The following is a 12,657-nucleotide window of genomic DNA, read 5'->3' as shown; positions in this document are numbered from 1 at the left end:
ATGGAAAGCGCCAGCATGGACACGGAGCTTTTGACCGTTCTGGCCATCGCCCGCGAAGCAGCGGAGATCGTCCGCGCGGTCTACCGGACGGCATTCGCCGTCGAGATGAAGGGCCCGAACGATCCGGTCACGCGCGCCGATCGAGAGGCGAACACGCTCATCTGCGCGCGCCTCACCGAGAAGTTCCCCGGCGTCCCGATCATCGCCGAGGAGACCCCGCCGGAGACCGCGGCCGAGGCGCGGAGGATGGTCCAGAACGACCGCGTCTTCTTCGTCGATCCCCTCGACGGCACGCGCGAGTTCGCCGATCGGAACCCCGAGTTCGCCGTGATGATCGGCCTCGCCGTCAGCGGCCGCGCGACCCTCGGCGTGGTCGTCATGCCCGAGTCGGGCGAGGCGCTCTGCGGCCGCGTCGGCACCTCATCCGTCGCCTTCGTCGAAGGCCCGGACGGCGCGCGCCGCCCGCTTCGTGTCTCCGATCAGGGGGATCCCTCGAAGGCCACGATGATGGTCTCGCGCTCGCACCGCCCGCGCCTGGTCGAGCCGTTCGCCCAGCGGCTCGGCGTGCGGCGAATCGTCCCGTGCGGATCCGTGGGGGTGAAGGTCGCGCGCGTCAGCACCGGAGAAGCCGAGATTTACGTACACGGCGGCACCGGCGCGAAGCTCTGGGACACGTGCGGCCCCGAGGCGATCCTCGTCGCCGCAGGCGGCCGCTTCTCGGACCTCGACGGCGCGCCGATCGACTACGCCTACGGCGGGCTGCAGCTCGAAAACGGCCTCGTCGCGACGAACGCGGCGCTCTACGACACCGTGATCGAAGCCATCTCGGCTTTGAGCTAAGCTCCGCGTACCATGCGCGACCGAGCCAGCGTGGTGATCGTGGGGGGCGGGATCATGGGCCTGTCCGTCGCCTGGCACCTCGCGAAGAACCACGGCATCACGGACACGGTCGTCGTCGAGAAGGGCTACCTCTGCGGCGGCGCGAGCGGCCGCAACGGCGGCGGCGTGCGGGCCCAGTTCGGCAGCGAAGAGAACATCCGGCTCATGCAGGAGAGCATCCGCATGTGCCGCGATTTCGCGGCCGAGATGAAGATCAACGTCTGGTTCCGCCAGGGCGGCTACCTCTTCCTCGTCCGGAACGAGCGCGCGCAGAAGAACCTCGAGAAGAGCGTGCGCGTGCAGAACGAGTGTGGCCTCGCGACGCGCCTGCTCGAACCCAAAGAGGCCAAGCGCATCGTGCCCGAGCTCGACGTCGAGGGCGTCCTGCTCGCGAGCTACAACCCCGACGACGCCGTCGTCTTCCCGTGGCCGTTCGTCTGGGGCTACGCCGAGTGCGCGCAGAAGCTCGGCGTCGACATCGAGACCTTCACCGAGGTCACGGGCTTCGAGACGCGCGGCTCGCGCATCGAGGGCGTCGTGACGAACAAGGGCGTCATCCGGACGAACCGCGTCGTCAACGCCTGCGGCGCGTGGAGCCCGATCCTCGCGGCGATGCTCGACGTGAAGCTCCCGAACCGCCCGCACCGCCACGAGATCTGCTCGACCGAGCCGCTCAAGCCCTGGCTCAAGCCGCTCGTCGCGGACCTCTCGAACGGCCTGTACTTCTCGCAGTCGATGCGCGGCGAGATCGTCGGAGGCATCTCCAACGAGGACGTCCCCGAGGGCCTCGACATGGGCTCGTCCCACCGCTTCCTCGCGCTCTACGCGCGCGCCCTCACGGCTACGGTCCCTCTGCTCGGCCGGGTCAAGGTCCTGCGCCAGTGGGCGGGCTGTTACGACCTCACGCCCGACGCGAACCCCATCGTCGGCGAGGTCGATGCGATCGAAAACTTCTACCAGGCCTCGGGCTTCATGGGCCACGGCTTCATGATGGCGCCCGTGATGGGCAAGCTCCTCGCGCAGCACATCGCCGAGGGCACGAAGCTGCCGCTCTTCGACCGCTGGAACCTGCGCAGGTTCGCCGAGGGCAAGTTGCTCTCCGAATCGATGATCATCGGCTAAACTCAACGGCCGTGAGCAAGCTTGTCCTGATCACGGGGACGTCGAGCGGCATTGGGTTGTCCGCGGCCGTCGAGTGCGCGGCGGCGGGGCACAAGGTCGTGGCGACGATGCGCGATCTCGACCGGCGCGAAGCCCTCGAGAGGGCCGCCAAGGCACGCGGCGTGACGGTCGACGTCGAGCAGCTCGACGTGACCTCGCCCGGCGCGGGCGACAAGATCCGCGAGCTCGTCCTGAAGTACGGGCCCTTCTTCGCGCTCGTCAACAACGCGGGGATCGCGATCGGCGGCCCCTTCGAGGAGCAATCCGAAGACGACGTGCGCCTCCAGCTCGAGACCAACGTCCTCGGGCTCATGGCGACCACGCGCGCGATCCTCCCGTCGATGCGCGGCGCCGGCCGCGGCCGCATCCTCAACGTGTCGAGCACCTCGGGCCGCGTGGCCATGCCGTGCCTCTCGATCTACGCGGCGACGAAGCACGCCGTGGAGGGCTTCAGCGAGGCGCTGCGCTGGGAGCTCGAGCCCTTCGGCATCGATGTCCTCGTCGTCGCGCCCGGCACGTTCCGCACGCCGATCTTCTTCGAGAACCTGAAGCGCGGCGCGCACGTCGCCGACGAGGGCCCTTACGGCGCGCTCATCCGCAGGATCGAGGATCTCGCGATCGGCGGCGCTCGGCGCGCGCCGCCTCCGGACGAGGTGGGTCGCACCATCATGCGCCTCGTCGGCGAGCCCTATCCCCCGTTCCGGACGATCGTGGGTCGCGATGGTTTCGCGATGACGACCCTACGCGGTGTGATGCCTGACCGTTTGTTTGCGCTGGGGCTGCGCCGAGCGCTCGCGCTTTCGCGGGTTCGTTGACACGTCGAGCGACCACGAATAGCGTGCGGACCCGAGATCGCAGGCGAGCTGGGTCGCTTTCTTCAGTCATCCGGGGGACTTGGCCCTCCGGGGAACGCGGCCCGCTGGTCTTCGGCATCGCGTTGTCATTCGTTTCCGCTCGCTAGTGGCACCGTGGTCGTCGTGATGCGGGGGGCATCTGGGACCCATCCAGCGCACGCCCGCCGTGCCAAGGCCGCTTCTGAGGGAACGCCGGAGGAAGACATGTTCCGCACTGCACGCCGAATTTACCCCACCCTTCGCTCGCTCCTCTTGGGGGCCGTCGTCGCCTCGGGGGTGACCGTCGCCACGAGCGCCGTCGTTGGCTGTGGGGGGGACGAGAACGACCCCGCAACGCACGTCAAGAAGCTCCAGGATCCGGCCACGCGCGTGCCTGCCGTGAGCCGCCTCGTCCAGTTCTTCGAAGACGCGATGACGAAGGACAACAAGGACAGGAACGGTCCGAACGTCAAGCCGCTGCTCGACAAGATCGTCGAGCCGATGTCGCAGATCTGCGCGGGCGGCGATCTCGACGAGAAGACGCAGTCGAAGGTCGTCAAGTTCCTCTCCGACGCGCGTGATCCCCGCGGCGCGCCGTGCCTCATCAAGACGCTCAAGGACTACAAGCCCGACAGCACGGAAGAAGACGTGCGCGCCGCGGCGCGCGGCGTCGGCCCGATGAAGGCGAAGGAGGCGGCGGGCCCGCTCTTCGAGGCGTTCTCGAAGCTGCGCCACTCGAAGCCCAAGGCCTCGCTCATCACGCGCGACGTGCACGACGCGCTGCTCGAGCTCGCCGAGCCCTCGTGGGAAGGCGACTGCATCAAGAAGATCGAGGTTCCGATCGCCGACCGCAAGGACATCAACGTCCTCAAGGACCAGTTCTACTGGCAGATCACCTGCGCCGAAATCCTCGGCCAGCTGAAGAGCGCGAAGGCGGTGCAGCCGCTCGTCAAGATCGTCCTGTCGCCCACGAAGGCGGACGCGCAGGCGACGGCGATCTACGCGCTCATCAAGATCGGCAAGCCCTCGATCGAGCCGACGGTGAAGCTGCTCCAGGGCGCCGACGCGGATCTCGTGAAGTACGCGAAGGAGGAGTACCTCCTCGCGAACAAGGGCGAGGACGGCAAGGTGCCCGAGGCCGCGACGAAGCAGGCCGATACGGCGCACGTCGCGCCCGCCGCGCTCATCCTCGGCAGCATCGGCCGCGAGGAGGCCGTGCAGCCGATGATCGACACGATCGGCAAGGCCGACGACACGGGCAAGGTCGTCATCGCCCGCGAGCTGCTCAAGCTGCCGACCTCGGAGCCGGCGCTCAAGGCGGTGCAGGGCGTCTACGAGAAGACCTCGATCACGATGACGATCCCGCCCGGCGTCGGCGCGCGTGATCAGCTCCTCGAGACGATGGGTTACCTCTTCGACGCGAGCCTCGTGCCCTGGATGGTGAAGAACGCGCTCGACGCGAAGGGCGAGGACGCCGATCTCGAGCCGATGCGCGCCGCGACGCTGCTCACGGCGATGAAGCTCATGAAGGCCGACCAGATCCCCGAGGTCGACAAGCTCTTCAACTCGAAGATCAACGGCCCCGATGGCAAGCCTTCGACGCTCGGCAAGGGCTACGAGAAGGAATACAAGATGGCCACGGAGCTGCTGAAGGAGTGCGGCGACAAGCTCGACTGCTACTACGGCAAGCTCGCGGATCCGAACTCGCACGTCGGTGACAAGCAGTTCATCGGCATGAAGAGCGCGTACATGGTCGGCGTGCTCGGCGGCGACGCCGCGCGGCCGAAGCTCGTCGAGCTCCTGCCGAAGATCACGAACGCGGCCGGGAAGTACATCTCGGTGCAGGTGATCGACCGCCGCTCGGCGAAGGGCGACGCGACGATCGCGGGCCAGCTCCAGAAGATGGTCGACGAGGCCGAGGCGACGAAGGACAGCAACAAGATCGCCGCGGTCAACCCCTTCAAGACGGTCATCTACCGCTTGAACGCGCGCGGCCAGTAGGCCGAGCGCCCACACCCCCCAACCCCCTTCTCCCGCCGGGAGAGGGGGGTTTTGTTTTTCGAAGCCCGTGGGGCTTTGTTTTTCGAAGGGTTTTGTTCTTCGGCCAGGCGAATCCAGGCGTAGTATCCCGCCGCTTTATGCTCGTGCTGGAGATAACGCAGGGGATCGCTGCGGGTCGAACCTTCGAGGTCGGCGAGGAGGTCGTTCGCATCGGGCGCGCTCCCTCGAACGACGTCGTGCTCGATGACCAGCACGTCTCCGGGGAGCACGCGCGCATCGTCGTCGGCGCCGATCGCGCCGCCCTGCACGACCTGCGCTCGACGAACGGCACGACCCTCGTGCGTCGCGAAGAACGCAAGCGCGTGACGCCCGAGACCGGGCCCGTCGAGCTCGAGTCCGGCGACATCGTCGAGCTCGGCTCCGGCGACAACGTGGCCGCGCTGCGCGTCACCCTCTCCGACGACGGCGACAAAGCCCGCGTCGTGCAGCTCAAGCCCATCGAAGAGATCGTCCCCGCCGCGGCGGCGATCGAGCGCGACCCGGGCCTGCTCTCGAAGCTCTACGCCGCGCAGAAGCGCATCGGCGCGGGCAGCGATCTCGATCAAGTGCTCATCGAGGTCGCCGACGCATCGCTCTTCCTCGTGCCGAGCGCGACGCACGCCACCGTCATCCTGCGCGACGACGAAGACGGCCGTGATCCCGGCGCCGCCGCCTACGTGCCCGTCATGACCCGCGTGCGCCTCGCGAACGGCGCGGCCGGCCCGCCGCGTGGCCCCGTGCCCGTCGCGCGCAGCGTCTACCGCAAGGTCGTCAAGGAGCGCGCCGCCGTCCTCGCGGCCGACGCGCCCACCGACGTCGGCCGCACCGAGTCCATCATGGGCGCCTCCATCCGCAGCACCATCGGCGTCCCTCTCTTCCGCGGCGAGGACATCATCGGCGTCCTCCAGATCGACAACCGCAGCGCGCCCGGCATGCTCCACGCGCATGACGTCGAGCTCCTCGGCGTCCTCGCGTACAACGCCTCGCTCGCCGTCGCCAACGCGCGCCTCATCAAGCGCCTCGTCTCGGCCGAAGAGCGCCTGCAGAAGGAGAACACCTTCCTGAAGGGCCGCGAGGAGAAGCGCCGCGGCGGCAAGGACGTCGTCATCATCGGCCAGAGCGAGCCGATGCAGCGTGTCCTCGCGCAGATCCAGAAGGTCGTGAACACGCGCGTCACCGTCCTGCTCGAAGGCGAGACCGGCACGGGCAAGGAGGTCATGGCGGCGCGCATTCATTACGGCTCGAACCGCCGCGACAAGCTCTTCGTCGCGCAGAACTGCGCCGCGCTCGCCGAGACGCTCCTCGAGAGCGAGCTCTTCGGCCACAAGAAGGGCTCGTTCACCGGCGCGACCGAGGACAAGAAGGGCCTCTTCGAGATCGCCGACGGCGGCACCCTCTTCCTCGACGAGATCACCGAGACGCCCCTCTCCTTGCAATCGAAGCTCTTGCGCGCCTTGCAGGAGGGCGAGATCCGCCCCGTCGGCGCCACGAGCCCGAAGCACGTCAACGTGCGAATCGTGACCGCGACGAACCGAAACCTCGAAGAAGAGGTCAAGAAGGGCCGGTTCCGCGAGGATCTCTACTATCGCCTGAGCCAGTTCCCGCTCCGCTTGCCGCCGCTCCGCGAGCGCCGCGAGGACATCCCGCTGCTCGCCTCGCATTTCCTCCAGCGCTACGCCGAGGAACTCGGCAAGCACGTGGGCGGCTTCAGCCAGCAGGCGATGGAGCTCATGGTGGCCTACGACTGGCCGGGCAACGTGCGCGAGCTCCAGAACGAGGTCCAGCGCATCGTGATCCAGCTCGATCCCGGCGCCTTCGCCACGCCCGACCTCCTCTCCCCGCGAATCCGCCAGGTCGAGGGCCTCGTCAACCGCGCCGGCGTCGCGCGCGGCACGCTCAAGGACATGATGGACGTCGTGGAGAAATACCTGCTCCTCGAGGCCCTCCGCGAGCACAACAACAACAAGACGAACGCCGCCAAGACCCTCGGCATCACGCGCGAGGGCCTGCACAAGAAGCTCCGCCAATACGGCATCTGATCCAGCGTATTGCCCCGACAACCCCAAATCGCCCCTCGGGGATCCGTCCTGGGCCGAGCCTCGGGCCGCCCCCGCCGCGCCGTTCGTCGGGGCCCGTCACGCCGCGCACGCCGGCCTTGAGGGGAAAGCGCAACTCGGTTACGCTACCCTCGAACGATGTACAGCATCGAGAGCCACGTCGGCAGGCTGATCGAGGTCCGGTTCTGGTCGCCGGTCGGTGAGGGCGAGGCCATTGGTTGGCGGCGTGACCACGACGCGATGCTCCAGTCGGTGGTGGGCAACTACATCGTCTACGTCGATATGAGCGACGCGAACGTCTTCCCGCCCGACATGGTCGAGGCGTACGTCGCGACGATGCGGAACGAGCCGCGCCTGCTCCGCGCGGCCCTCGTCCTCAGCGCGAGCCCCACGCTCTCGCTCCAGATCCAGCGAATCCTCCGCGACGCCTTCCACCCGCATCGCCGCGCGTTCCGCGAGGTGCGCGAGGCCGAGAATTTTCTCGGTGATGTCGTGACCCTGCCCGAGCGGGCGCGCCTGCGCGAGGTCATCGAGCGTCGCGCCGAGCAGGGCGGCCCGATCAGCGCGCAGCCGGCGAGCGTCGCGGTCCCGCAAAGCACGGGCACGCCGCCGAGCCTGCGGGGTCCGGTCAGCGCGCGCGCGCCGACGCCGGCCACCGTGCGCATCCCGATCACCCCCCGTTCGCCCTCGGGCGGGCACGGCGAGGGGTGACTTCACCGCACGCTCCCTTGCGGACGCTCCTCGGGGCGCTCTCCGCGGGGATCGCGGGGGGGCTCGGCGCCACGCTCGCCGACGCGGTCTTGCTCGTCCTCCGCTCCCGACCGCCGCCGGCCGCGCCATTGCGTGAGGTCGCGGGCGCGATCGCCGCCGCGGGCGCCGTCTATCTCGGCGCGGGCCTCGTCGGCGGCGCCGCGTTCGCCCTCGCGGCCGTCGTCCAGCGAAAGCTCGCGCCTGCGGAGCTCGACTTCGATTCCCCCGAAGCGCGGAGCCGCCGTGTCGATCGGCTCACTGCGCTCCTCCTCGTCGGTGGTTTGTCCCTCACGGTCATAGCCTTGACGAACCACGCCACCACGCTGCCGGCCACGCTCAAGCGGCATGCGTTCGTCGCGGCGGGGGTCCTCGTCGCGACCGCGGCCTTCCTCCTCGCGTTTGGCCTCGCGCGGCGCGGCGTGGCCTTCGCCCTCGCCTTCCTCGCCCCCCGGCGCTGGGCCCTCCCCGCGCTCTGCGCCGGGGCTGAGCTCGCCGCGATCCTCGCCTTTTTGCGTTCACCCCACGCGCAGCAAACGTACGTCGCGCTCCTCGTCGCCTCGTTCGCGTCCGCTTGCCTCGCCTGCATCTCCCTCCTCCGCCGCATTCCGCGCCGCGTGCAGGCCACCTTGTCCGTGGGCGCAATCGCCTGGGTCGCCACGATTTCCATCACCGGCACCTCGGCGCGCGCCTACCACCTGCTCCGCATGGGCCGCACCTTGCCCTCGGCCCTCCTGCGCGAACTCCCGAGCCTGCGCCCCGAGCCTTTCGCCGACGATATCGCGCACGCGGTCACGCTCGCCATGACCCCGCCGCCCACGACCGGGGCCGCCGTGACAACCTCGACGTCCCTGCCGAGCCCGTCCGCGCCCAACCGCGGCGATATCGTCCTCGTCACCATCGACACCCTCCGCGCCGATCGCCTGTATGGCCCGGCCGGGGTCATCGATACCCACATGCCCGCCTTGGCCGCGCTCGCGGCCGAGAGCGTCGTCTTCCGCCACGCCTACGCCTCCGCCCCGGCCACGATTGGCGCCGTCACGCAAATCATGACGGGCAAACCCGAGCGCGACCTCGTCCACCTGGCCGTCCGCAGCAGCGTCGCCGCGCCGCTCTCCCCTGATACCAATACGATCGCGCGCCGCCTCGGCGCACGCGGGTACGAGACCGTCGCCCTCGTCGGCGGCCGCCTCATCTCGTATTACCCCTCCCTCGCGCTCGGTTTTTCCCGGGTCCACGAGGAGAACGCCCGCGCCCCGCTCCGTGCCCCGGACCTCGTCGACACGTTCACTCGTATTGCCTCACGCCCCGACCGCCGCGCGCCCCTCTTTGCCTGGATCCATTTCATGGAGCCGCACGATCACGCGCTGTTCCCGCAGCCGATCCCCGCTGGATATGCCGAGGCCGTCCGCCTCGTCGACGCCGAGATCGGCCGCCTCGTCGCCGTTCTGCGCGCCTCGCCGCGCTGGAGTTCGACCACGCTCCTCGTGCTCGCGGATCACGGCGAAGGGCTCGGCGAGCGTGGCCTCGTCCACCACGGCCTCGCGCATCCCCTTCACATCCGCATTCCTTTCGTCGCGCGTCTCCCCGGGGTCGAGCCGGGGGCCCCGGCGTCCGCCGTCGGTCACCTCGACGTGGCCCCCACGATCCTCGCCGCTGCGGGCGTCCTCGACAGCGATCTCCCAGGCCGTGTCTTGCAGACTCCGCCCGGAGGCTCCGAGGGCTCATCTCGTCCGATACTTTTCGAGAACGTGGGATATGCCGAGACGGCAATTCCCATGGAAGTCGGTCTCGTCAGCTACCCGTGGTTTTATTCGTTCGACGTCCGCGCGCGGCGGAGCGTGCTCGTCGATCTCGAAGCCGATCCCGAGGGGCTCTTCAATCTCGCGGGCGAGCGAGGCACGGAGGCGGCGCGCCTCGCCGAGAGCCTCGCCGGATGGCTCCGCCCGCGCGAATGACGCCGCCTGCCTTCATGTGCCCGTCTTGCGCAGCGGCACCTCGGTCGCCTCCAGATCGCCTTCCGACACGACCTCGGCCACCTCGCGCCGCACCGTCGTGCTCACCGGCGCCTCCGTCTCCTCGGTCGCCCGCATGACGACGATTTCCTCCGTCACCACGGGCCGCTTCTGAATATCGACCACCTCCTCGCGGATCGGTATGATGATCGATTCTTCCTGAAATGCCTTCCCTTGCGCGACGTCGCGGCTCGCGCCTCGCGCGGCGACGGGCACGCGCTCGACCGTCACCACCTCGCGCTTCACGGGCACCGTGATCTGCCGCTCCTCCGTCACCACGTCCTTGCGAATGCGCACCTCGCCCACCTGCTCGGTGTGCGTCGACGTCTGCACCTCCTCCTCGTGCAAGGACAAACGGGCGGCCTCCTCCGCCCGCTCGGCTTCTTCCAGCCGCAGCGCGGCCTGGAGCGGCTCTTGATGCGTCAAGCCGAGCGATTCCAGGACTCCGCCGCTCTCGATGCCGAGCTCCTCCCGGCGCTTCGAGAGCACGAGCGTCCCTTCGCGGACGTCCTCGATGGCTTCGCAGGAAATGGTGTAATCTTTCGGGAAGAAGAACCCTTTCTCCACCACGAAGCTGTCCACCTGGACCGACACCACCTTGCCTAGCTTGTGCCCGTCCACGGTGCGGACCTCCATGCCTTCCCGGACCAGATCGACGAACGGGTTCGCCATGATGCGCGCCTCCTCCGCAAAAGGTTGGGACCGCTCGATCGCGCGCGAAGACCGTGGTCCGCGGCGACCGTTCCCGTTGTAAATTGCAATGCACGTGCCGCATTCGACGCGGATGAGCACGCGTGGCGGCGTGGGCGCTCACGTCGACGAGGCGAGCGAGCGCGCGGGCACGGCCGGCGCGCTCGGGGCCCTTGGCGCCGCGGCCCTCCGGTGATAAGGGCCCGCCCTGCTTCGGAGGCACCCGGCCGCGGGCCGCCCCGACGCGCCGGAGGTGGTCTCACACATGATCGTTGGCGTGATCGGCTCGGGATCGATCGGCCCGGATCTGGCGTACGGCTTCGTATCCGCCATCGCCAGAGAAGGTGGCCGCGTCTATTTGCACGACATCAAGCAAGAGGCGCTCGACGCGGGCATGGCCCGCATCGGGACCTACGTGACGAAGGCCCTGGCCCGCGGAAAGCTCTCCGAGAGCGCCGCGCGCGCCGTGAAAGAGGCCCTCGTCCCCACCCTCTCCCTCTCGGACCTCGCCGCGTGTGATTACGTGCTCGAAGCCGCGACCGAGGATCTGCCCATCAAGCGCAAGATCATCGCCGCGCTCGAAGCCACGGTCCGGCCCGACTGCCTGATCGGCTTCGCCACGAGTGGCATCCCGCGCGCCGAGATCGCGAAGGACGCGAAGCACCCCGAGCGCTGCTTCGTGAACCACCCCTTCTATCCCGCGTGGCGCAGCCTCCCGGTCGAGGTCGTCCTCTCGGGCGACGACGCGCTCGGCGAGCGCATGATCCGCACGCTGGAGAAGCTCGGCAAGGTCCCCATCATCACGGCTGACGTCGCGTGTTTCGCGGCCGACGACATTTTCTGCAATTACGTCTCCGAGGCCGCGCGCATCGTGGCCGAGGGCGTGGCCACGCCGGCGCAGGTCGACGCGATCGTGAACGACGCGATCGGCGGCGGCGGCCCGCTCAACGTGATGGACTTGACCCGGGGCAACCTGCTCACGGTCCATTGCCAGGAGCTCATGCGCGATGCGCCCACGGGCAGCCCCTGGTTCGAACCGCCGGCCATTCTGCGCGAAGTGGGCAATCGCCCCTGGCACGACCCGAAGAACCGCGGCGACGGCCGGTACGACGAGGCGCTCGGCAAGAAGGTGCTCGATCGGATCCTCGCCGTGCTCTTCGCGCGCACCTATTTCGTGGCCGACGAGAACATCTGCGCCCCCTCGGACCTCGACTGGCTCACGCGCATGTCGCTCGGCTTCCGCAAGGGCCTGCTCTCGCTCGCCGAGGAGTACGGCATCGAGCGCGTGCACGCCGTGTGCACCGCCTACGCGGCCGAGCACCCGGGATTCCACGTCCCGAAGAGCATCGTGGAGAAAAACCTGCCGCGCTTCCGCAAGAACGTCGTCGTCACGCGTGACGGCGAGCTCGCGATCGTCGCGGTGCGAAGGCCCGAGGTCCGCAATGCGTTGAACCGCGAGACGCTCACGGAGATCGAGGCGTCGATGAAGGAGCTTTCCGGTGATGACGCGGTCAAGGGCGTGATTCTCACGAGCCAGGACGGCGCGCTCGCGGGCGCGGACATCGGCGAGCTCGCCTCGCTGAAGACGCCGGCCGATTGCGAGGGCATCTGCCATTTCGGCCACGCAGTGCTCGATACCATCGCCTCGATGAAGAAGCCCGTCGTCGCGGCCTTGAACGGCCCCGTCCTCGGCGGCGGCGCCGAGATCTCGATGGCTTGCCACGGCCGCGTCGTCGGCCCGGAGCTCGTGCTCGGCCAGCCCGAGGTGAACCTCGGCATCATCCCCGGGTATGGCGGAACGCAGCGATTGCCGCGGCTCATCGGCTTCGAGCGCGCCATCGACCTCCTCCGCACGGGCCGCTCGGTCGGCGCGAAGGAAGCGCACGCCTGGGGCTGGGCCACGATCGCGCCGGCGAAGGATTTCCTCGGCGAAGCGAAGGCCCTCGTGAAGAAGCATCTCACCGGCGAGATCAAGCTGGCGCCCGTCGATCCGGCCCCGATCGCGGTCCCCGACAAACTCCCCGCCACGGACCTCGGCCATCATTCGCGGGCCATCGACGCGATCCTGGTCTCCGTCGTCCGCCGCGGCAATGCACTCTCGCTCGCCGAGGGCCTCGCGCTCGAGGCGAAGGGCTTCGGGCAGTGCAAGGAGACGGTCGACCTCGACATCGGCATGAAGAACTTCATCCAGAACGGCCCGCGTGTACCGGCGGCGTTCCTCCACGAATGAGATCG

At 68.8% G+C, this 12,657-nt stretch carries 9 protein-coding genes; 8 read left to right on the top strand and 1 reads right to left on the bottom strand.

All coding sequences use genetic code 11. From position 1 onward, the window contains the following. The 7 genes from QHF83_RS06165 (at position 1) to QHF83_RS06135 (ending at position 9,675) form a co-directional block, all read left to right on the top strand. Positions 1–840 carry a 3'(2'),5'-bisphosphate nucleotidase CysQ gene (locus QHF83_RS06165; protein ID WP_282416836.1) on the top strand — a complete coding sequence of 280 codons (840 nt, stop codon included), beginning with the start codon at positions 1–3 and terminating at the stop codon, positions 838–840. A gap of 12 nt (positions 841–852) precedes the next feature. Then, entirely contained in the window at positions 853–2,001 is a 1,149-nt protein-coding gene (locus QHF83_RS06160; protein WP_282416835.1) for an FAD-binding oxidoreductase, read from the top strand. Positions 2,002–2,012: 11 nt separating this feature from the next. Continuing rightward, the gene (locus QHF83_RS06155) at positions 2,013–2,855 is read left to right on the top strand and encodes an SDR family NAD(P)-dependent oxidoreductase (RefSeq protein WP_282416834.1); all 843 of its coding nucleotides are present in this window, start codon (positions 2,013–2,015) and stop codon (positions 2,853–2,855) included. A 243-nt stretch (positions 2,856–3,098) separates the two neighbouring features. After that, complete coding sequence (locus tag QHF83_RS06150) at positions 3,099–4,874, top strand: hypothetical protein (RefSeq protein WP_282416833.1); 1,776 nt, start codon at positions 3,099–3,101, stop codon at positions 4,872–4,874. 137 nt (positions 4,875–5,011) lie between these two features. Continuing rightward, the gene (locus QHF83_RS06145) at positions 5,012–6,952 is read left to right on the top strand and encodes a sigma 54-interacting transcriptional regulator (RefSeq protein WP_282416832.1); all 1,941 of its coding nucleotides are present in this window, start codon (positions 5,012–5,014) and stop codon (positions 6,950–6,952) included. Between the two features lie 156 nt (positions 6,953–7,108). Continuing rightward, the gene (locus QHF83_RS06140) at positions 7,109–7,681 is read left to right on the top strand and encodes a hypothetical protein (protein WP_282416831.1); all 573 of its coding nucleotides are present in this window, start codon (positions 7,109–7,111) and stop codon (positions 7,679–7,681) included. Positions 7,682–7,698: 17 nt separating this feature from the next. Continuing rightward, positions 7,699–9,675, top strand: a complete 1,977-nt coding sequence (locus tag QHF83_RS06135; RefSeq protein ID WP_282416830.1) for a sulfatase — start codon at positions 7,699–7,701, stop codon at positions 9,673–9,675. A 12-nt stretch (positions 9,676–9,687) separates the two neighbouring features. Here the strand turns inward: QHF83_RS06135 and QHF83_RS06130 are convergent, their stop codons facing one another. After that, positions 9,688–10,404 carry a YsnF/AvaK domain-containing protein gene (locus tag QHF83_RS06130; protein ID WP_282416829.1) on the bottom strand — a complete coding sequence of 239 codons (717 nt, stop codon included), beginning with the start codon at positions 10,402–10,404 and terminating at the stop codon, positions 9,688–9,690. A gap of 283 nt (positions 10,405–10,687) precedes the next feature. Here QHF83_RS06130 and QHF83_RS06125 point away from each other — a divergent pair, with 283 nt between their 5' ends. After that, positions 10,688–12,652 (top strand): 3-hydroxyacyl-CoA dehydrogenase/enoyl-CoA hydratase family protein, encoded by a 1,965-nt coding sequence (locus QHF83_RS06125; protein WP_282416828.1) that lies wholly within the window; start codon positions 10,688–10,690, stop codon positions 12,650–12,652. Positions 12,653–12,657 lie beyond the last annotated feature (5 nt).

It is taken from the genome of Polyangium sp. 15x6 (assembly GCF_029960785.1).
Classification (GTDB): domain Bacteria; phylum Myxococcota_A; class Polyangia; order Polyangiales; family Polyangiaceae; genus Polyangium.
The sequence above is the reverse complement of the archived record's forward strand: the minus strand, read 5'-3'. Positions and strand labels throughout refer to the sequence as shown.